General features: G+C 72.1%; 20 protein-coding genes. 17 read left to right on the top strand and 3 right to left on the bottom strand.

Annotation, left to right across the window (positions count from 1 at the left end):
- Positions 1 to 356: 356 nt before the first annotated feature.
- From aspS to VH969_RS15660, 4 genes are all read left to right on the top strand, one after another.
- Positions 357 to 2,147 (top strand): aspartate--tRNA ligase, encoded by a 1,791-nt coding sequence (gene aspS, locus VH969_RS15675; protein ID WP_331974705.1) that lies wholly within the window; start codon positions 357 to 359, stop codon positions 2,145 to 2,147.
- A gap of 3 nt (positions 2,148 to 2,150) precedes the next feature.
- Positions 2,151 to 3,092, top strand: a complete 942-nt coding sequence (locus VH969_RS15670) for a DUF389 domain-containing protein (RefSeq protein ID WP_331974703.1) — start codon at positions 2,151 to 2,153, stop codon at positions 3,090 to 3,092.
- Positions 3,093 to 3,212: 120 nt separating this feature from the next.
- Positions 3,213 to 4,412: a hypothetical protein gene (locus VH969_RS15665; protein WP_414638522.1), complete on the top strand. Its 1,200-nt coding sequence runs from the start codon at positions 3,213 to 3,215 to the stop codon at positions 4,410 to 4,412.
- A 39-nt stretch (positions 4,413 to 4,451) separates the two neighbouring features.
- On the top strand, positions 4,452 to 4,913 hold the full coding sequence (locus VH969_RS15660; RefSeq protein WP_331974699.1) for a hypothetical protein: 462 nt from the start codon (positions 4,452 to 4,454) through the stop codon (positions 4,911 to 4,913).
- Here the strand turns inward: VH969_RS15660 and VH969_RS15655 are convergent, their stop codons facing one another.
- Positions 4,914 to 5,675, bottom strand: a complete 762-nt coding sequence (locus tag VH969_RS15655; RefSeq protein ID WP_331974697.1) for a metallophosphoesterase family protein — start codon at positions 5,673 to 5,675, stop codon at positions 4,914 to 4,916. It abuts the gene before it with no gap.
- A 114-nt stretch (positions 5,676 to 5,789) separates the two neighbouring features.
- On the opposite strand from VH969_RS15655, the gene VH969_RS15650 reads away from it, so the two are divergent.
- A complete protein-coding gene (locus VH969_RS15650) occupies positions 5,790 to 6,779 on the top strand; it encodes a methyltransferase (protein ID WP_331974695.1) in 990 nt (329 codons plus the stop codon).
- Here VH969_RS15650 and VH969_RS15645 read toward each other — a convergent pair.
- Positions 6,776 to 7,345, bottom strand: a complete 570-nt coding sequence (locus VH969_RS15645; RefSeq protein WP_331974693.1) for a hypothetical protein — start codon at positions 7,343 to 7,345, stop codon at positions 6,776 to 6,778. The genes VH969_RS15650 and VH969_RS15645 overlap by 4 nt on opposite strands.
- Positions 7,346 to 7,373: 28 nt before the next feature.
- The gene (locus tag VH969_RS15640) at positions 7,374 to 8,705 is read right to left on the bottom strand and encodes an ankyrin repeat domain-containing protein (protein ID WP_331974691.1); all 1,332 of its coding nucleotides are present in this window, start codon (positions 8,703 to 8,705) and stop codon (positions 7,374 to 7,376) included.
- 184 nt (positions 8,706 to 8,889) lie between these two features.
- On the opposite strand from VH969_RS15640, the gene VH969_RS15635 reads away from it, so the two are divergent.
- From VH969_RS15635 to VH969_RS15580, 12 genes are all read left to right on the top strand, one after another.
- Positions 8,890 to 10,230 carry a replication-associated recombination protein A gene (locus VH969_RS15635; RefSeq protein ID WP_331974777.1) on the top strand — a complete coding sequence of 447 codons (1,341 nt, stop codon included), beginning with the start codon at positions 8,890 to 8,892 and terminating at the stop codon, positions 10,228 to 10,230.
- A 127-nt stretch (positions 10,231 to 10,357) separates the two neighbouring features.
- Positions 10,358 to 10,771: a DUF948 domain-containing protein gene (locus VH969_RS15630; protein WP_331974689.1), complete on the top strand. Its 414-nt coding sequence runs from the start codon at positions 10,358 to 10,360 to the stop codon at positions 10,769 to 10,771.
- Positions 10,772 to 10,844: 73 nt separating this feature from the next.
- Positions 10,845 to 11,171, top strand: a complete 327-nt coding sequence (locus tag VH969_RS15625; RefSeq protein ID WP_331974687.1) for a hypothetical protein — start codon at positions 10,845 to 10,847, stop codon at positions 11,169 to 11,171.
- Between the two features lie 75 nt (positions 11,172 to 11,246).
- Positions 11,247 to 13,916, top strand: a complete 2,670-nt coding sequence (gene alaS / locus VH969_RS15620; RefSeq protein WP_331974685.1) for an alanine--tRNA ligase — start codon at positions 11,247 to 11,249, stop codon at positions 13,914 to 13,916.
- A gap of 19 nt (positions 13,917 to 13,935) precedes the next feature.
- Positions 13,936 to 14,424 (top strand): Holliday junction resolvase RuvX, encoded by a 489-nt coding sequence (ruvX, locus tag VH969_RS15615; protein ID WP_331974683.1) that lies wholly within the window; start codon positions 13,936 to 13,938, stop codon positions 14,422 to 14,424.
- Positions 14,421 to 15,617, top strand: coding sequence for an endolytic transglycosylase MltG (gene mltG, locus VH969_RS15610; RefSeq protein WP_331974681.1), 1,197 nt, complete (start codon positions 14,421 to 14,423; stop codon positions 15,615 to 15,617). The genes ruvX and mltG overlap by 4 nt, the downstream gene beginning before the upstream one ends.
- A complete protein-coding gene (locus VH969_RS15605; RefSeq protein ID WP_331974679.1) occupies positions 15,607 to 16,452 on the top strand; it encodes a shikimate dehydrogenase in 846 nt (281 codons plus the stop codon). The genes mltG and VH969_RS15605 overlap by 11 nt, the downstream gene beginning before the upstream one ends.
- A gap of 39 nt (positions 16,453 to 16,491) precedes the next feature.
- Entirely contained in the window at positions 16,492 to 16,776 is a 285-nt protein-coding gene (locus VH969_RS15600; protein WP_331974677.1) for a hypothetical protein, read from the top strand.
- A gap of 70 nt (positions 16,777 to 16,846) precedes the next feature.
- Positions 16,847 to 17,485 (top strand): prepilin peptidase, encoded by a 639-nt coding sequence (locus VH969_RS15595; RefSeq protein ID WP_331974675.1) that lies wholly within the window; start codon positions 16,847 to 16,849, stop codon positions 17,483 to 17,485.
- A gap of 23 nt (positions 17,486 to 17,508) precedes the next feature.
- Entirely contained in the window at positions 17,509 to 18,696 is a 1,188-nt protein-coding gene (gene aroC / locus VH969_RS15590) for a chorismate synthase (protein ID WP_331974673.1), read from the top strand.
- Positions 18,693 to 19,232 (top strand): shikimate kinase, encoded by a 540-nt coding sequence (locus tag VH969_RS15585; protein WP_331974671.1) that lies wholly within the window; start codon positions 18,693 to 18,695, stop codon positions 19,230 to 19,232. Before aroC ends, VH969_RS15585 begins: the two co-directional genes overlap by 4 nt.
- Positions 19,233 to 19,278: 46 nt before the next feature.
- Entirely contained in the window at positions 19,279 to 20,403 is a 1,125-nt protein-coding gene (locus VH969_RS15580) for a DNA glycosylase AlkZ-like family protein (RefSeq protein WP_331974669.1), read from the top strand.
- Positions 20,404 to 20,473 lie beyond the last annotated feature (70 nt).

The raw sequence follows: 20,473 nt of genomic DNA, 5'->3' as shown, positions 1-20,473 counted from the left end.
ATCGCCTGGCGAAGCGCGGTGGGAAAGGCATCAGCCGCGAGGTTGTCGGCAGGGTGGGAGGCGAGGGCACGTCGGACGTCCCCATTGGTTGCCCGGTGCAGTTCCCGAACTGGTTCGCGAGTCGCGCCGCCACCCATCGTGGTCTCCCTGCGTTTCGCCCCCCAGCGTTCCTACCACCTGGTAACCGACACCTTACGGGTTGACGCGATGCCGTGGTAGCCATCCCGTCAAATCCGCGTGTGATCGGGCTACTGCATACGGTGATGGTACGCCCCGTAAACCTGCTGGACCGGACCATGTGACGGTTGGCTAGCCTGCTCTCGTTCCATAGAAGTCCCGACAGGAGAGAGCACGCCGTGATCCGCACGCACGAGGCCGGGACGCTTCGCGCCGACCATGCCGGACAGACCGTCACGCTCAGCGGCTGGGTGGCGCGCCGGCGCGATCACGGTGGGGTCATCTTCATCGATCTGCGCGACGCGTCGGGCGTCGTGCAGATCGTGTTCCGCGAGGGTGAGATGGCCGAGCGCGCCCACCAGCTGCGCGCCGAGTACTGCGTCAAGGTCACCGGCGAGGTGTCGCGACGACCCGAGGGCAACGAGAACCCCGAGATCGCCACCGGGGACGTCGAGGTGCTGGTCAACGAGCTCGACGTACTGAGCGAGGCGGCCCCGCTGCCGTTCCAGCTCGACGAGCACCTGACGGTCGGGGAAGACGTCCGGCTGCGTCACCGCTACCTCGACCTGCGCCGGCCCGGTCCGGCGCGCGCCATGCGCATGCGCAGCGAGGCCAACCGCATCGCACGCGAGGTTCTGCACGACGAGAACTTCGTCGAGGTCGAGACGCCCACACTCACCCGCTCCACGCCCGAGGGTGCCCGCGACTTCCTCGTGCCGGCGCGACTCCAGCCCGGTTCCTGGTACGCGCTGCCGCAGTCGCCGCAGCTGTTCAAGCAGCTGCTCATGGTCGGCGGCCTCGAGCGGTACTACCAGATCGCCCGCTGCTACCGCGACGAGGACTTCCGCGCCGACCGCCAACCCGAGTTCACCCAGCTCGACATCGAGATGAGCTTCGTCGAGCAGGACGACGTGATCGCGCTCGGGGAGCGGGTCGTCGCCGCGCTGTGGCGCGAGCTCGCCGGTCACGAGATCCCGCTGCCGATCCGGCGGATGACCTACGCGGAGGCGATGGCCCGCTTCGGCACCGACAAACCCGACCTGCGCTTCGAGCTCGAGCTGACCGAGCTCACCGACTACTTCTCCGACACGCCGTTCCGCGTGTTCCAGGCGCCCTACGTCGGCTCGGTCGTCATGCCCGGCGGCGCCGACCAGCCGCGCCGCCAGCTCGACGCGTGGCAGGAGTGGGCGAAGCAGCGCGGCTCCAAGGGCCTGGCCTACGTGCTCGTCACCGAGGACGGCACGCTCGGCGGACCGGTCGCGAAGAACCTGTCCGAGGCCGAGCGCGAGGGTCTCGCCAAGGCCACCGGCGCCCAGCCCGGCGACTGTGTCTTCTTCGCCGCCGGCACCCCGTCCGACGCCCGCGCCCTGCTCGGCGCCGCGCGGCTGGAGATCGGCCGCCGGCTCGGCATGATCGACGAGTCGGCCTGGTCGTTCGTCTGGGTGGTCGACGCTCCGCTGTTCGAAGAGGCCGAGGCCGCCCGCAGCGCCGGCGACGTCGCGGTCGGCGGCGGCCGGTGGACCGCCGTGCACCACGCGTTCACCTCGCCCAACCCCGACTGGATCGACCGTTTCGAGGAGGACCCGGCGGCCGCGCTCGCCTACGCCTACGACATCGTCTGCAACGGCAACGAGATCGGCGGCGGGTCCATCCGTATCCACCGAGCCGACGTGCAGAAGCGCGTGTTCGAGGTCATGGGCATCTCCGCTGGGGAGGCCGAGGAGAAGTTCGGCTTCCTGCTCGAGGCGTTCAAGTACGGCCCGCCCCCGCACGGCGGCATCGCGTTCGGCTGGGACCGCATCGTCATGCTGCTCGCCGGCGAGCAGTCGCTGCGCGACGTGATCGCGTTCCCCAAGACCGGTGGCGGCTTCGACCCGCTGACCAACGCGCCCGCGCCGATCACCGCCGCGCAGCGCAAGGAGGCCGGTGTCGATGTGAAACCGGCGAAACCGGCGCCTGCCACGGAGTAGCCGGTGCTGCACCTGCGGGTCATCAGCCCGCCGGCGGTCACCGAGGACGTCGTCGGGCTGCTTACCGGGCACGCCGGCGCGACGCACCTCGTCAGGTTGCCCGGCGCGGCCATCGCCCCTGCCGGCGACGTCGTCGAGGCGGACGTCGCCCGGGAGTCGGCCGACGATGTGATCTCCGCGTTGTGCGAGCTCGGCGTCGACCGTTCCGGCGGCATCACGCTGGAGGAGATCGACACCGCCCTGTCCGACGCGGCGTACCGGGCGGAGAAGGACGCGCCGGGAGACCCGGCTGACGCGGTCGTATGGGAGGAGCTGCTCGCCCGCACCGGCGAGGAGTCGCGGCTCAACGTCACGTTCGTCGCGTTCCTGTCGATCGCGTGCCTGCTGGCGGCGGTCGGCGTGATCACCGACTCGCCGGTCACGATCGTCGGCGCCATGGTCGTCGGTCCGGAGTTCGGACCGCTCGCCGCGATCGCGGTCGGGCTGGTGCGCCGGCGCTGGGACCTGCTGCGGCGGGCGGTGGCCGCGCTCGCCGTGGGCTTCCCGGCCGCGATGCTGATCACCGCGCTGGGCACGTTGGCCGGCAACGCGGCGGGCATGTTCAACACGAGCGCGCTGCTCGGCGAGCACCAGGTGGACTTCGTCTACGACGTCGGGCCGTGGTCGCTGATCGTCGCGCTGCTCGCCGGCGCCGCCGGCATGCTGTCGATGACCTCCGCCAAGTCCGCGGCACTCGTCGGCGTGTTCATCTCGGTCACCACCGTGCCGGCCGCCGGGTACGCGAGCGTTGCCGCGATTCTCGGCGAGTGGGGTCGCTTCGGGCAGTCGGTGGGACAGCTCGCTGTCAACCTGGTGGGGATCGTCGTGGCCGCCGCCGTGGTGCTCATCCTCCGGCGGGACTCGTGGCGGAGCCGCGACGCGGGCCGGCCGCTCTCGGCCGGTTGACTTCCGGTCGCAATGTACTCGACATGAACCTGTTTTCGTTATTTGTCCCCGAATCACTGGCTACTTGATCGATGGACACGACTACGGTCGGTGCTAGGAGCGGGAGTAGGGTCTGAGGAGATGAGTGTGGAAACCGCCGCCGACCCACCGGCTGTAGGTGGCGAAGCGGATCCCGAGGTGTTGGCGACCGTTGTCGCGGCGGAGTCGGTGCTCAGCCGGCGATTCGGCGCGAAGATCAAGCTGTCCGAACCCGTTGATCTCGGCGGCAGCGAGCGGTCAGTGGTGCTGCGGGTGCGGGTGGCGGCAAGCCCCTTCTCGCTGCCGCGCACGCTCGTGCTCAAGCGCTATCTCGAGCCGCCGGAGCGGCATTGCGACAGCTTCGTCCGCGAGGCGGCGAGCTACCAGTTGTTCACCGCGCTCGCGTCCGAGGACCGGATGTGCCCCGAGTTGTTCGCGCACGCGCCGGACAGCCGGCTCGTCGTGCTCGAGGATCTCGGCGGCGCGCCGACGCTCGCCGACAAGCTGCTCGGTCACGACGCGCGGGGTGCGGAGCGCGCGCTGCTGTCGTGGGCGCGTTCGCTGGGCCGCCTGCACGCGACGACCGCGGGCCGGGAGGCCGACTTCGACGCGCTGGAGCGGCGGCTGACCCCGCCCGATCTCAAGGATCCGCTCGCGGTCGACGGCGCGACGGCGCTCGAGGAGCTGCCCGCGCTGCTTGAGTCGGAGCTCGGTTTGCCGACGCCGGCGCAGGCGGTCGAGCACGCGGCGAAGAGCCGCCGGCTCATGGAGACCGGGCGGCACCGCGCGTTCAGCCCGTCGGACTCGTGTCCGGACAACAACCTGATCACCGACAGGGGAGTGCGGTTCCTCGACTTCGAGGGCGGCTGCGTGCGCAACGCGATCCTCGACGCGGCGTACCTGCGCGTGCCGTTCCCGTCCTGCTGGTGCCCGTTCGCGCTGCCCGCCGGGATGACCGACGCGATGCTGGCCGGCTGGCGCGCGGAGGTGCGGGTCGTCTGGCCTGATCTCGACGACGACTCGGTGCTGCTGCCGCGGCTGCTCGACGCCCAGCTGTTCTGGGTGTGGCTCACCACCTGGCAGTTCTTCTCCCGGCCCGAGGCGGCGCAGTCCCACTCCTCGGCGCTGGCCGACACACCACCCGACACGCTGGTGCTCGTCGAGCGGTGGCGCCGCCTCGCCGTGGACGCGGAGGTGGCCCGGCTCGCTGACGTCGCCGAGCACGCGAGCCGGATGTGCGCGGCGCTGCGCGAGCGGTTCGGCACCGACGAACCGCTGCCGCTCTACCCCGCCTTCCGCTGACGCGCGAAATTGTCGGTGCCCGCGGATAGCCTGCGGCACATGGGATTCGACGAACGTCACCTGCGTCCCGGCGGGGTGGTCACCGTATCCGGGTGGCAGGTCAAGCAGTACCGCGTGACCGTGCGCGAGGAGCCGATCGGGGAGCCGGTGCTGACCGCGGCCGAGCAGTTCCTGCCGAAGCTGCTGCCCGCGGCCGCGGCGGTGGACGACACGCCCCAGGTGGCGTTCTCCGTGCTGCACAAGGGAGTGGACGCGCTCTGGCTCAACCTGTACTCCTGGGTCCAGGAGGCGATCCTGCACTGCCGCGCGGCCAACGCGTCACTCGCCGCGCCCACGAGCTTCAGCGAGTTAACCGAGCCGCTGATCGGCTGCGTGTGGGAGCTACCCGCGCTCGCGCACGAGCGCTCCGCGTGGGTGCGCCACCTGTTGCAGCCGCGGCGGCCAGATCTCGACGCCTACCTCGCCGACTGGTTGCCTGAAGGCCCGGTCGGTCGCCCGTGATCAGTTCGCCTTCCGGGCGAGCTGTTCCTTGAAGGACGTCAGCGCCTCGCTGTCGGAAGGAGGATTGCGGACGAAGTCGTTCGTCCACTCGGCGATGCCGGGGCAGGTGCTGCTGTCGGCCTCGATGGTGGCGCACGCGGCCGCACGGTCGAACTCCGTGCGGCGCAAGGTGACCGCGCCGTTCGTGAGCAGTGCCCACTGCGCGCCGGTCGTGCCGTAGGGCATGCCGACGCTCCCCGCGTTGACGATCGTGCGCCGGTCGACGAGGCGGGTGAACGGCATGTGGGTGTGCCCGCACACGATCGTGCGGACGTCGTCGGGGACGCCCGCGAGCACTTCCGCCCACCGCGGCAGGTCGCTGTCGACGAAGACCATCTCCTCGTCGTCGCGCGGGGTGGCGTGGCAGAACAGCACGTCGCCGAACCCGTCGACGTCGAGGGTGAGGGTCGCGGGCAGCCCGTCGAGCAGCTCGACCTGATCCGGGCGCAGCTGCTCGGCCGCCCAGTCGCTGATCGCGAACGGCGACGGCCCGGCGCCGCGGGCCTGCTCGACGAGGACGCGCTCGCAGTTGCCCTTGACCCAGCGGACCCGGTCGCCGAGTCCCACGAGCCGATCGAGGGTCGCCACGGGCTGCGGGCCGGTGGCCATGTCGCCGGTCAGCACGATGACGTCCGCGTCGCGCACGGCGGGCTCGGCGAGCACCGCCTCGAGCGCGGGCAGGACGCCGTGGATGTCGGAAAGGACCGCGACCGTGTCAGGCATGCGGTCAGCATCGGCCCGGTGACCGCCGTGGGCCAGCGAGTTCGCGGCGGGCGGACGGGATTCCGCCACGGCGACTGATCTGCGACGGGTACGGGCCGGCGATAACGTGAGGCCATGGGCGACAAGGAGGTCGAGACACTCAGCGCGATGGCGGACCTGGTGACCCCGATGGCGATCCGGGTGGCGGCGACGCTGCGTCTCGCGGACCGGCTGGACCGTCCGCGCACCGCGGCGGAGCTCGCCGGGGAGACGGGCGCCGACCCGGATGCGCTCGAGCGGCTGATGCGTCACCTCGTCACCGTCGGCGTGCTCCGCCGTGACGAGGTGGGCGGGTTCACCGCGACCGAGCTTGGCGGGGCCTTGTGCGACGGGGATCCGGCCGACCTGCGTACCGATCTGGACATCGACGGCCCGTTCGGGCGCGGCGATCTGTCGCTCGCCGCGCTGTTGCACAGCGTGCGTACCGGGGAGCCGGCCTTCGCCGCGCAGTTCGGGAAGCCGTACTGGATCGACCTCGCGGCCGACCCGGCCCGCGCGCAGGCGTTCGACGACGCGCGCGCCGCGACTGCGACCGTGGCGGCGCCGAGCATCGTGGCGGCCTACGACTGGGGTGCCCTCGGCGACGTGATGGACCTCGGCGGCGGGAACGGGACGCTGCTGATCGCGCTGCTGAACGAGTTCCGCGAGCTGCGTGGCACGGTGCTGGAGCTGCCCGGCCCGGCGGAGACGGCCCGCAAGATGATCGACGCCGCGGGCCTGTCCGATCGGGCCGACGCGATGGCGGGCGACTTCCTCGAGCGGGTGCCGCCCGGTTCGGAGGGCTACCTGCTCTCCGCGGTGATCCACAACTGGGGCGACGACGAAGCGCGCCGGATCCTGGCGAACTGCCGGGAGGCCGCCGGCGAGGACGGCGCGGTGTTCGTGATCGAACGGATCGCGAAGCCGACCCGCACGCAGGCGGACCTGCGCAACCTGGCCTGGTTCGGCGGCAAGATCCGCGACGAGGCGAAGCTGACCGCCCTCGCCGAGGCCGCGGGCCTCGCGGTGGCGGCGGTACACACCGAGGGCGAGATCGCAGTGCTGGAGCTGCGTGCCGACAGCTAGTCGTTCGTGAAGCGGACGCCGTCGGGGGCGAGGAAGCGCAGTCCGCGGAACGCCTCGTCGAGGCTGATCGCCTTGCGCTGGTCCGAGATCGCGAGCGGTGCGCCGAGCGTGCCGCTGACATCGCGTCGCCGCCGACCCGGCAGCCGGGAGAGCGCCGCGAGTGCGTCGCCGGTCAACTGGACCGTGAGGAACCGCGCCCGCGCGCTACGACGGTGGCCCTGCCACTCGCGGATGCCGATGCCGGTGATCTCCGGCCAGTCGAGGCGTACCGACCGCGGCGCGAAGAACCCGCCGAGGCGCACCCACACGTGGTCCGCGTCGGCCGCGAACGCCGGGCCCAGCGCTAGCTCGGAGCGCATCGACAGGAGCTGCAACGCGATCCCGACCACGCACACCGCGCCGACGACGAGCCACGCGACCGCCCCGGTCGCGGCCAGCCCGAACCCGGCGGCCACCACGGTCAGCGTGATCACCGCGAGCGGCGGCAGCTGGTCGCGCAACACGCCCGCCCGGGCCGGTGGCACCACCACCTTGACGTCACCCGGGATCCGGGACGTTCGCTCCACCTGCGCAGCGTATCCCCGCGGATACGCGCTAATCGCGCTCGGTACCGCCCCGGCGGAGCAGCAGCGCCCGGGCATCCTCGTGACCGCCGTGCGCGGCCCAGTTCGCGGGTGTCCCGCCGTACAGCTCGTCGGAGATCGTCGGGTCCGCGCCCGCGTCGAGCAGCGCCTCGATCACCTCCAGATGCCCGCTCTCGGCGGCGTGGTGCAGCGCCGTCGTGCCGACCCCGTGCGTCGGTCCGCCGAACGTGCCCGTCGCCGACGGCGCGGCACCAAGTGAAAGCAGCAGCCGCACCGCACGCGACCGGCCGCGCGCCGCCGCCCACGTCAGCGGCGTGCCCTGGTACACGTTCGCCTCGAGCGACGCGCCCAGCCGGTACAGCGCCGCGATCGCGTCGACCGCGTCCGCGCGCGCCGCCCAGCTCATCGCCTCGTCGCGGATCTCTGTCAGCGACGACGACGGCCGCCAGGCGGGGAAACCGCTGTGCGGCCGGTAGAACCCGCGGTGCGCGCCCGCCGACGGCGACGACCACAGCTCCTCCACCAGTGCCACGTCGTTCAGCCCGGCCGCCGTCCGCAGGTTGCGTGGCACCACTCCGTGCTCGGCCAGCACCGCAGCGACCTCGGTGTTGCCCCAGAACAAGGCGGCCGCGAGCGGCGTGCCACCGTTGCCGCGCCCGGACACGTCCACCGGCGCGCCGTGCGCCAGCAGCAACCGCGCCATGTGCGGCAGGTTCGAGTACCCGGCCTGGTGCAGCGCGGTCCACCCGTGCGCGTTCGCGCGAGCCACGTCCGCACCCGCCTCCAGCAACACCGACACCAGCCGCTCGTCGCAGGTCGCCGACGCGAGTCCCAGCAGGTCGTTGCCGTTCGTGCCGGACGCGGTGGCCAGCTCGGGAAAGCGGTCCAGCAACGCGCGCAGGCCGTCGAGGTCGCGCGCCCGCAACGCCCGGAACGCCCGCGCGAACGGCTCCGCGCGCAGGTCGGCCACGTGCCGGCGCAGCGACGCCCACGACGTGAACCCGTGGTTGCGGGCGACGACCTGCCGTGCCCCGGCGGGTGTCAACGGCGCCGACCAACGCGTGAACGCCGCGACCGCGTCCGGTGTGCCATCCGACGCCGACGCCAGCAGCCCCTCGGCCCGCTCGGCGTAGTACGCCGGATCATCGGAGAACGCGTGCTGCAGCGACGGCCCGGCCGTCGCCACGCGGTCGACATAGGAACGAAGCCTCGGCCAGCTCGGGAACCCGTACCGGCGGGCGATCTCGAGCTGTGCCTCGGAGAGCTTCAGCGAGCGCGCCTTGCGCAGGTCCTTCGCCTGCTTGCGCAGCTGCTCCAGGCTCACGGCAGCGGGTAGCGACACGGCAAACCTCCTTACCCGAATCGCCCGAGGTCCGCTGGCACCGGGCGGGGCAGAAGGTGCGGGCATGCGTCGAACAGACCGGGGTGGGCTCGGCCCTGCCCGCGGACGGGACGCGGCCCCGGGCCGCGCGGGTCGATCGTAACGGCTGTCGGACCCGCCGAGTAGCGTCCACGACGTGGACGACCTGCAGCTGTTCGACAGCCCGCCCGACGTGCACCCGGGTGGCAGCGCGCGGATCGCGGCGAACGCGCCGCTCGCCGTGCGCATGCGGCCGGCCGACCTGAGCGAGGTGCTCGGCCAGGACCACCTGCTCGGCCCCGGCGCCCCGCTGCGCCGGCTCGTCGAGGGCGCCGCCCCGGCCTCGCTGCTGCTGTACGGACCGCCCGGCACCGGGAAGACCACGCTCGCCATGCTGGTGTCGAGCGCGATCGGCCGCCGGTTCGTCGCGCTCTCGGCACTGTCCGCCGGTGTCAAGGAGGTCCGCGGCGTCATCGAGGACGCGCGCCGCCGGCTCACCCACTCCGGCGAGTCGACCGTGCTGTTCATCGACGAGGTCCACCGATTCTCCCGCACCCAGCAGGACGCGCTGCTCGGCGCGGTCGAGGACCGCATCGTGCTGCTCGTCGCGGCCACCACGGAGAACCCGTTCTTCTCGGTCGTCTCCCCGCTGCTGTCCCGCTCGCTCGTGCTGCAGCTGCGCTCGCTCGAAGACGACGACGTGCGCACGCTCGTGCGCCGCGCGCTCGCCGACGAGCGCGGGCTGGGCGACACCGTGACCCTCGAGCAGGACGCCGAGGACCACATCGTCCGCCTCGCCGGCGGCGACGCGCGGCGTGCGCTCACCGCCCTGGAGGCCGCCGCCGACTCCGCGCTCGCCACCAACGACGGCGTCGTCGACCTCGCCACCGTCGAATCCACAGTGGACAAGGCGGCCGTACGGTACGACCGGCAGGGCGACCAGCACTACGACGTCATCAGCGCGTTCATCAAGTCGATGCGCGGTTCGGACGTCGACGCCGCGCTGCACTACCTCGCCCGCATGATCGAGGCGGGGGAGGACCCGCGGTTCATCGCCCGGCGCCTCGTGATCTTCGCGAGCGAGGACGTCGGCATGGCCGACCCGATGGCCCTGCAGACCGCGACGGCCGCGGCCCAGGCCGTCCAGCTGATCGGCCTGCCCGAGTGCACGCTCAATCTCGCCCACGCCACCGTGCACCTGGCCACCGCGCCCAAGTCCAACGCGGTGACCACCGCGATCTCCCAGGCGATGGCCGACGTCCGGCAGGGCGCGGCCGGCACCGTGCCCGCCCACCTGCGCGACGGCCACTACGCCGGCGCGAAGAAGCTCGGCAACGCCACCGGCTACCGCTACCCGCACGACGCCGCCGAGGGCGTGCTCGAACAGCAGTACCCACCCGACGAGCTCGTCGGCCGCGACTACTACGAGCCGACCACCCGCGGCGCCGAGCGCGCGGTCGCGGAGCGCCTGCCCAAGCTCCGCCGAGTGGTCCGGGGCGAGAGCTGAGGGCGCCTCCCGGCGACGCCGGTCACCCGGTCGGGCTCGCCAGTGATCCGGACAGGCCACCGTCGCGGCCGCGCGGTAACCTGACCGGCGATTCCCACGACGTCATGTATGGCACCTAGGAGGACTCGTGTCGGCAGGGCAGCTCGCCGCGCTGATCGCGGCCGGCGCGTTCGTACTGCTCGTGCTACTGCTGGCGATCCCCTTGATCAAGCTCGGGCGCACGCTCGACGAGGCCACGATCGCCATCCGCAAGGCGCACACGAACTCCGATCCGCTGTTCAACGAGGCCAACACCACGCTCACGCACGTCAACACCCAGCTCGAGCGCGTCGACGGCATCACCGCGAACACGCAGGCCGTTACGGGCAACGTCTCGGCGTTGACCTCGGTGTTCACCGCCACGCTCGGCGGCCCGCTGGTCAAGGCGGCCGCGTTCTCCTACGGCGTCAACAAGGCGCTGAGGGCCCGTCGCAAGGCCAGGGAGGCCGGCGACGGCAAGCACGCGCGCCGCGGCAAGCGCAACAAGGGAGCCAAGCGGTGAGCGAAGCCTGCGCAGCGAACGATTCGACACGGGGCGACCGCGAGCGGCGTCACCGAGCCTGCGAGGGGACGTCGTGAAGCGGCTTTTTTGGCTTGGGGTCGGAATCGCCACCGGCGTAGCCTTGACCCGCAAGGCGAAGGAAACCGCACGTCAGGCCACCCCCGCCGGCATCGCCGGCAACCTCGGCGAGGCGATGCGCGAGCTGGCCGGCGCGATCGGCTCGTTCGGCGCGGACGTCCGGGCCGGGATGGTCGAACGCGAAGAGGAGTTGTCCGAAGTGGTGGAGCAGCGGTCGGGCGTCAGTCCGGTGGCCCGCCACGCGCTGGGTGTGCGCGACGAGCAGGCGGCGCGGCGGGTGCCCGCGGCCCGCGACGCGCGAGCTCGCCGGGCGGGTAGCTGAGCCGCGCCCGCAGTGGCGCGCGGCTGCCCGCCGTGACCCGGACTCCGTCGGTTCCACACCTTCCTAGGACTCACCGTGCAGACACACGAGATCAGCAAGCGATTCCTCGACCACTTCAAGGCGTCCGGGCACACGCTCGTGCCCAGCGCCTCGCTCATCCTCGACGACCCGAACCTGCTGTTCGTCAACGCGGGGATGGTGCAGTTCAAGCCGTACTTCCTCGGTGAGGAGCCGCCGCCGTACCCGCGCGCGACCAGCGTGCAGAAGTGCGTGCGCACCGGCGACATCGACGAGGTCGGCAAGACCACCCGGCACAACACGTTCTTCCAGATGGCCGGGAACTTCTCCTTCGGCGACTACTTCAAGGCCGGCGCGATCGAGCACGCGTGGCAGCTCGCCACCGGCAGCCAGTCCGAGGGCGGCTACGGCTTCGACCCCGACCGCATCTGGGTCACCGTCTACAAGACCGACGACGAGGCCATCGAGCTGTGGCGCAAGATCGCGGGCCTGCCCGACGAGCGCATCCAGCGCCGCGGTGGCAAGGACAACTACTGGGACATGGGCGTGCCCGGTCCCGGCGGTCCCTGCTCGGAGATCTACTACGACCGCGGCCCGGACTTCGGCAGGGACGGCGGCCCGGTCGTCGACGAGGACCGCTACCTCGAGATCTGGAACCTCGTCTTCATGCAGGACGAGCGCGGCGAGCTGTCCCCGAAGGAGGACCACCCGCCGATCGGCGAGCTGCCGGCGAAGAACATCGACACCGGTCTCGGGATAGAGCGTGTCGCGTTCCTGCTGCAGGACGTCCACAACGTTTACGAGACCGACCTCGTCCGCCCGGTGATCACCAAGGCGGAGGAGATGTCCGGCCGCCGCTACGGCGTCGACCCGGCGGACGACGTGCGCTTCCGGGTCATCGCCGACCACGCGCGCAGCGGCGTCATGCTGATCGGCGACGGCGTCACCCCGGGCAACGAGGCGCGCGGCTACGTGCTGCGCCGGCTGCTGCGCCGCATCGTCCGCTCGGTGCGCCTGCTCGGCGTCAACGAGCCGGTGCTGCCCGAGTTCGCGGCGGTCGTGCGCGACACGATGGGCCCGGCCTACCCCGAGCTGGTCAGCCAGTTCGACCGCATCGAGTCCGTGGTGCGCAACGAGGAGGACACCTTCCTCACCACGCTCACCAGCGGCTCGCGGATCTTCGATCTCGCGGCGACCGAGACCAAGAAGTCCGGCGGCACGGTGCTGCCCGGTGACAGGGCGTTCCAGCTGCACGACACCTACGGGTTCCCCATCGACCTGACGCTGGAGATGGCGTCCGAGCAGGGCCTCGCGGTCGACGAGGAGGGCTTCCGCCGGCTGATGGCCGAGCAGCGCCAGCGCTCGAAGGACGACGCGGCGTCGCGCAAGGTCGGGCACGCGGACGGCGGCGCGTACCGGTCGGTGCTGGACAAGCACGGCGTGACCGACTTCCTCGGCTACCGCGAGCTGAGCACCGAGGCCACGGTCGTCGGCCTGCTCCTCGACGGCGAGCCGGCGGTCGTGGCGGGCGCGGGTAGCGAGGTCGAGGTCGTGCTGAACCGCACGCCGTTCTACGCGGAGGGCGGCGGCCAGCTCGCGGACACCGGCCGGATCGTCGGCGACGGGTTCGAGGTCGAGGTGCGGGACGTGCAGTCCCCGGTGGCCGGCCTGAACGTGCACCGGGGCAAGGTCGTCTCCGGCGAGATCACGCTCGACGCCACGGTGCACGCGGAGGTCGACAAGACGCGCCGGCGCGCGGTTTCCCGGTCCCACTCGGCCACCCACCTGGTGCACGCGGGCGTGCGTCGCGCGCTCGGCACCCAGGCGGCGCAGGCGGGCTCGCTGAACGCGCCGGGCCGGCTGCGGTTCGACTTCACCTCGCCCGGCGGCGCGGTGCCGGTCAGCGTGCTGGCCGACGTCGAGGACGAGGTCAACGACGTGCTGCTCAACGACTACGACGTGCGGGCGGAGATCACCACGCTCGACGAGGCGCGCAAGCAGGGCGCGATCGCGTTCTTCGGCGAGAAGTACGGCGACAAGGTCCGCGTGATCACGATCGGCGACTACTCGAAGGAGCTGTGCGGCGGCACGCACGTGCACCGTTCCGGCGAGATCGGCGTGGTCAAGCTACTGTCCGAGGCGTCCATCGGGGCGGGCGTGCGGCGCGTGGAGGCGCTGGTCGGGCTGGACGCGTTCCGGTTCCTGGCGCGCGAGCACGTGCTGGTCGGCCAGCTCGCCGAGCAGTTCAAGGTGCCGGCGGAGGAGCTGCCGGAGCGCATCGGGCAGACCGTCGAGCGGCTGCGCGCGGCGGAGAAGGAGCTCGAGAAGCTGCGCGGCGCTCAGCTGCTGTCGTCGGCGGGCACGCTCGCCGACGCGGCGGAGGACGTCGGCGGTGTCGCGCTCGTCGCGGTCGCGGCGCCGGACGGAATCGGCGGCAACGACCTGCGCTCGCTCGCGTCCGAGGTACGCAACCGCCTGGGCGCGCGGCCCGGGGTGGTGGCGCTGTTCTCGGCGGATGGCGCGAAGGTCAGCTTCGTGGTCGCCACGACGTCGGCGGCGCGCGACCGCGGCCTCGCGGCCGGCAAGCTGGTGCCGACGTTCGCGCCGGCGATCGGCGGTCGCGGCGGCGGCAAGCCGGACATGGCGCAGGGTGGCGGCGGCAACCCGGCGGGCGTGCCCGACGCGGTCGGCGCGCTGCGCCGGACACTGGCGGAAGGCGGTTCGTGAGGGAGCCGGGGGATGCCACGTGACCCAGCCTGACAAGCCGGGTCTCGGTGATCCGGGACCCGGCCGCAGGCTCGGCGTCGACGTCGGGTCGGTGCGGGTGGGGGTCGCTCTGAGCGATCCCGGTCCCGTTCTCGCCACTCCACTGGTTACTCTGTCTCGCGACGAACGCTCGGGTAGCGATCTCGACCGGCTGGCCGAGCTCGTTGTCGAGCACGAGGTGGTCGAAGTGGTGGTCGGATTACCGAGAACCCTCGCGGCCCGTCACGGCAAGGCGGCGGCCGGAGCCGCCGCATACGCCAGGCGGCTCGCGAAGCGGATCCGTCCGGTGCCGGTTCGCCTGGCCGACGAGCGGCTCACCACGGTCAGCGCCACGAAGATGCTCAGCGATCGGGGGGTGCGCGGCAAGAAGCAGCGAGCGGTGGTCGACCAGGCCGCGGCCGTCGAAATCTTGCAGGCCTGGCTGGACGGCCGGGCCCGGCACTTGCCTCCGGAGGCGTCACAACCATGACCCACGAAGAGCTCGACCTGTTCACCGATTCCCGCACCGAGCGCCAGCGGCCGGTACGCAAGCCGCGCAAGCGCAAACGCCGGCGGGTCGTGCTGTGGGTGAGCATGGTGGTCGTGCTCGGGCTGATCGCCGTGGCCGGGTACTTCGGCTTACAGCAGCTCCTGGGCATCGGCGACTACGACGACTACGCGGGCAACGGCGAGAACCAGGTCGTGGTGCAGGTCAAGAACGGCGAGTCCACCGGTGACATCGCCGCCACCCTCGCCGACGCGGACGTCGTCGCGAGCTCGCGGGCGTTCGTCACCGCCGCCGAGTCCGACGAGCGGGTCCGGGCCATCCAGCCCGGCTACTACGTGGTGAAGACCAAGTCGTCCGGCAAAGCAGCGGTGACCCAGATCGTCGCCAAGGACGCGAAGGTCGGGAACCTCCAGATCACCGCGGGCACGCAGCTGCACGACATCAAGAACGGCAACAAGGTCACGCCGGGCATCGTCACCGAGCTGTCCCAGGCGTCGTGCGCGAAGCTCAACGGCAAGAGCACCTGCGTCAAGCCCGACCAGCTGTGGGCGAGCGTGAAGAAGGCCGACCTCGCCAAGCTCGGCGTGCCGGACTGGGCGATCCCGTACGCGCAGAAGGCCGACCCGGAGCGGCGGCTCGAGGGCCTGATCATGCCTGGTGTGTACGACGTGAAGCCCGGTTCGGGCGCCGACGAGCTGTGGCAGCAGCTGGTGAGCAACTCGACGACGCAGCTGCAGGCCGTGGGCATGCCGAACATCGCCCAGGACACCGGGTTCACCCCGTACCAGTTGACGATCATGGCGTCGCTGATCGAGCGCGAGGCCATCGAGAAGGACTTCGCGAAGGTGTCCCGGGTGACCTACAACCGGCTCGCCCAGCGGATGGAGCTGCAGTACGACTCCACGATCAACTACGTGCTGGACCGGCCGACGATCCGCACGAACGGGGCGGACCGGGACAAGGCGGGGCCGTACAACACCTACCAGAACACGGGCCTGCCGCCGACCCCGATATCCGCGCCGAGCTCGGAGGCGTTCAAGGCCGCCGCTTCGCCGGCGAAGGGGAAGTGGCTGTACTTCGTGCGCTGCCAGAAGGACGGTTCCTCCTGCTTCGCCTCGACGCAGGCGGAGCACGACAAGAACGTGGCCCTCGCCCAGGACCGCGATGCGTACTAGGCAACGCCGTGCTGCCGTCGTGGGCTCCCCGGTGGCGCACTCGTTGTCACCGGTACTGCATCTCGCGGCTTATCGCGCGCTCGGCCTGACCGGCTGGACCTACGAGCGGGTGGAGGCGGACGCCGCCGCGCTGCCCGGCCTGGTCTCGTCCCTGGACGACTCGTGGGTGGGGCTGTCGGTGACCATGCCCGGCAAGCAGGCCGCGCTCTCGGTCGCCACCGACGCGACCACCCGCGCCGTCGCGGTCGGGGCGGCGAACACGCTGGTACGCCAGGAGTCCGGCTGGCGCGCGGACTGCACGGACGTCGACGGCGTGGTCGGCGCGTTGCGTGCGGCCGGGTTCGCCGGGACCGGCTACGGGGTGGTCCTCGGCGCGGGCGGGACCGCGTGCGCCGCGCTCGCGGGCCTGGCCGACCTCGGCTTCGAGCAGGCGTACGTGGTGGCCCGGGAGCCGGGCCGCGCCGAGCCCGCCAGCCGGTGCGGCTCGAAGCTCGGGTTGGCGGTCGAGGTGCTCCGGTGGGCCGCCGTGCCGTGGGAGGCGCTGGCCCGGGATGCGTCGGTGCTGGTCAACACCGCACCGGCGGACGCGATCGAGCCCCACGTGCCCGCGCTGGCGCTCGCCCCGTGCGTGCTCGACGTGATCTACCACCCGTGGCCGACCAAGCTCGCGGCCGCGGTCGGCGCGCACGGCGGGCGGCTGGCCACCGGCCTGGACATGCTGCTGCACCAGGCGTTCGGCCAGGTCGAGCTGTTCACCGGGCTGTCGGCCCCGCGTTCGACGATGCGGGACGCGCTGCACGAGGCGACCGGCGGAATGGTGCCGCTGCCGATCTAGCGGGGCGGCACGGACGAGGAGAGCATCCGCGCCGCGGACGTGGGGGAGATGGAGCCGTACGCGGTGCCGGTAGTCGACTACGACCCGCTCTCGAGGCCGTGGGTTACCAGCCGCGGGTTCGCGAGCCGGGCTGGTTCGAGCACCGGTTGCCGCACCGCCGCATCGCGGACGGCGATCCGCACGACGCGAACTCGCACGTGTTCTCCCGCAGGCACGCGGCGCGAGCTGGCTGAGCGTGAGTGGAAGTACGTGCAGAACTACGCCGACGCGAAGACCGACGTCATCAAGGACATCCACGCACGGGCGGGCCTGCCGCTCGCGTGAACCCGTGCCAATGGACCATTCGCACGGGTTCGTCCTTGCCGCACAAGGAATCCGGGGCCACCGTGGAGTCATGGCTCTAGTCGTGTTCTGTGGTTTGGCCGGCGCCGCGTCCGGTGCGGCGGGCGCATTCCTGCTCGCCCGCCTCCGCCGTGGCACCCATGTCCACAGTGGATGGTTAGCTGGTGCGGTCGCGGTGCTGTGGGTTGTGGTCGCGTGGCGGGTCGCAAGTGGACAGCTGCCCGTGTGGTGGCTGCCCGTGCCGCTCGTCCTGACGTGGTTCGCGGTCCTGCTCGCGGTGGTCGACGCTCGCCACGCCCGGCTGCCCGACGCGCTGACGCTCCCCGCGTACCCGGCGCTGGCGGCCGCCACCGTGGTCGCGGCGTGCCTTGGCGACGACTGGGCGATAACCGTCCGGGCGGCGTTGGGTGGGGCCGTGTACCTCACGCTCCACCTGCTCGTCCACCTGGCGCGGCCGGCGTCGCTGGGTGCGGGTGACGTGAAGCTGTCCGGCAGCGTCGGCCTCACCCTGGCCGCGGCCGGCTGGCCCGCCCTGGCCCTGGCCGCGGTCGTGGCCGCGGTGGGGACCCTGCTGCTGGGTGCCGCCATGACCGCCGACGGCCGGCGTGAGGGCATCCCGCACGGGCCGGGCCTGCTGACGGCCACGTGCCTGTTCACCATCTTCCCGCCCGGGCTGTTCAGAGGGGTTTGAGAACGGCATGACAGGATCAGCAGGTGTTGCGTTGGATCACCGCTGGGGAGTCCCACGGCCCCGCGCTCGTCGCCGTGCTGGAGGGCATGGTGGCCGGTGTCGAGGTCACCACGACGGACGTCGGCGAGCAGCTCGCCCGCCGCCGGCTCGGGTTCGGGCGCAGCCCGCGCATGGGCTTCGAGACCGACCGGGTCGAGTTCCTCGGCGGGGTCCGCCACGGCGTCACGCAGGGCGGCCCCATCGCGGTCCGCATCGACAACGCCGAGTGGCCCAAGTGGGAGAAGGTGATGGCCGCCGACCCCGTCGACCCCGGCGAGCTGGCCGGCCTCGCCCGCAACGAGCCGCTCACGCGCCCGCGTCCCGGGCACGCCGACCTGGCGGGCATGCAGAAGTACGGCTTCGACGAGGCCCGCCCCGTCCTGGAGCGGGCGAGCGCGCGGGAGACGGCGTCCCGCACCGCGCTCGGCACCGTGGCCCGCGCGTTCCTGCGCCAGCTGCTCGGCGTCGAGGTGCTCAGCCACGTGATCTCGATCGGCACGGCAGACGCGCCCGACGGACCGGCTCCGCAGCCGGAGGACCTCGCGGCGATCGACGAGAGCCCGGTCCGCGCTTTCGACCCGAGGGCCACCGAGGCGATGGTCGCCGAGGTCGAGGCGGTCAAGGAGGCGGGTGACACGGTCGGCGGCGTCATCGAGGTGATCGCCTACGGGTTGCCGCCGGGGCTCGGCTCGCACGTGCACTGGGACCGCCGGCTCGACGCCCGGCTCGCCGGTGCCCTCATGGGCGTCCAGGCGATGAAGGGCGTGGCGATCGGCGACGGGTTCGAGACCGCGCGGCGGTGGGGCAGCAAGGCGCACGACGAGATCGACCCGGCCGGCGGCGTCACGGGTGTGACGCGGCGGTCCAACCGCGCGGGTGGCCTCGAGGGCGGCATCACCAACGGTGAGCCGCTCGTCGCCCGGGTGGCCATGAAGCCGATCTCGACCGTCCCACGTGCACTATCCACAGTAGACGTCGTGACGGGTGAGCCGGCGGTGGCGATCCACCAGCGCTCGGACGTGTGCGCGGTACCGCGGGCGGGCGTGGTTCTCGAGTCGGTGATGGGGCTGGTACTCGCCGAGGCGGCGCTGGAGAAGTTCGGCGGCGACTCCCTCACCGAGTCCAGGCGCAACGCCGAGGGCTACCTCAAGGCACTGCAGGAACGGTGGTGACCGGAACAGTGACACCGACCGGACGCGGTCCCGTACTGATCCTCGTCGGCCCGCCCGGCTCGGGTAAGAGCACGGTCGGCCGGCTCGCCGCCGAGCGGCTGGGCGTCGAGTTCCGCGACTTCGACGACGACCTCGAGCGGGCGCACGGGCTGCCCGCGGGCGAGCTCGTGGTCCAGCTCGGCCGGGAGCGGTTCCAGGAGTCCGAGCGCGAGCTGCTGACCACGCTGCTACCGGGGTTCACCGGCGTCCTCGCGCTCGGGGGCGGGACGCCGACGGCACCCGGCGTGCCGGACTTGCTGGCGCCGTTCCACGTCGTCTTCCTCGACGTCGACCTCGAGCACCTGCTGCGCCGCGAGGGCCTGGTTCCGCTGCACCCGTGGCTGCTGCCGAACCCACGCGCGCACCTCAAGGAGCTGCTGGGCACGCGCCGCCCGGTCTACGCGCAAGTCGCCGCGGCGACCGTGCAGACGAGCGAGCGCACCCCGCAGGAGGTTCTGGCCGACGTGCTCGCGAGCATGCCGGTAACCCAGGACTGAGCGCGACCGGTTCGGACCTGTCGGTGCCCGCTGCTAGGCATGGTGCATGGCAGTCGAACTCGATCGTCGTGCCGTGCTCGCGCATCGTGTGTGGGCGCAGGGCCTGCACGGCGGCGCACCCCTCGACGATCTTGACGTGCTCGCGGTCGGCCTGCAGGACACCCCTGCCGGCTCGGCAGCGCACGCCCTCCACCAGCGCACCGGGGATCCCGGGCTCGACCGGCCGGAGCTGGCGCTCGCGCTGACCGTGCGCGGCTCGCCGCACCTGCACCGGCGGGCCGACCTGCCGCTGATACGCGCCGCGTTGTGGCCGCGGGACAACGACACGCTGCGGGCGTACCTGGGCGGCTACGGCGACGAGCTGATCGCCTCCGGTGCGGACGGGCCGGCGTTACTCGAAGAGGTCGCCGCGCGACTGCGCGAGGTCTTTCCCGGTGAGGTGGCCACGAAGGGCGAGTTGTCCGGCGCGGTCAGCCCCCGGTTACCGGAGATCGCTCGGCCGTGGTGCGTGGGGTGCGGCGTCGCGCACGTGGCCGAGGGGCTGTTCCGGCTCGGCACGCTGTACGCGGGCCTCGAGGTGGTTCCGCGGGACGGCCGGCGCCTGCTGTTCCGGGTGGCGCCCGGCGAGCCGGCGATCGCGCGTGGCCGGAAGACGACCGAGCTGCTGCGTGCCTATCTCCGGCTCGCCGGCCCGGCCACGCTCCGCGACCTGGTGACGTGGCTGGACACCCGGTCGGTCACGACGCCACCGGACTGGTTGAAGCCGAGCTTCGACGAGCTCGCCGGCGAGCTCGAGGACGTGCGGATCGACGGTATGGCATTGCGCGCACACGCCGACGCGCTGGCCGCCGTCGGCGCCGCGCCCGCTGCGCCGCCGGTGTTGTTGCTGCCGCCACGGGACGCCATCGCATTGGGCAACCGAGCGTTCCTGGTGCCGGACCGGGCTGTCGCCAGGACGGTGTGGCGGCCGGTCGGCAGCCCCGGCATCGTGCTCGTCGACGGCGACATCGCCGGCACGTGGCGTGCCCGCAGGTCGGGCCGCGTGCTGCGGCTGGCCGTCACCGTGACCCGCGAGATCACCACCAGGCAGCACACGAAGATCGAGGAGCAGGGCGACCTCGTCGCCGCGGCACGCGGGCACGACGGCACGACGGAGGTGGAACTGGACTGATCCCCAACTGAACATGGACGAGGCCCCGGTGCGATGCTCATCCACACCAATGGACGGCGAGGAGTGAGGC

The organism is Actinophytocola sp. (assembly GCF_036555685.1).
Taxonomy (GTDB): domain Bacteria; phylum Actinomycetota; class Actinomycetes; order Mycobacteriales; family Pseudonocardiaceae; genus Actinophytocola.
The sequence above is the reverse complement of the archived record's forward strand: the minus strand, read 5'-3'. Positions and strand labels throughout refer to the sequence as shown.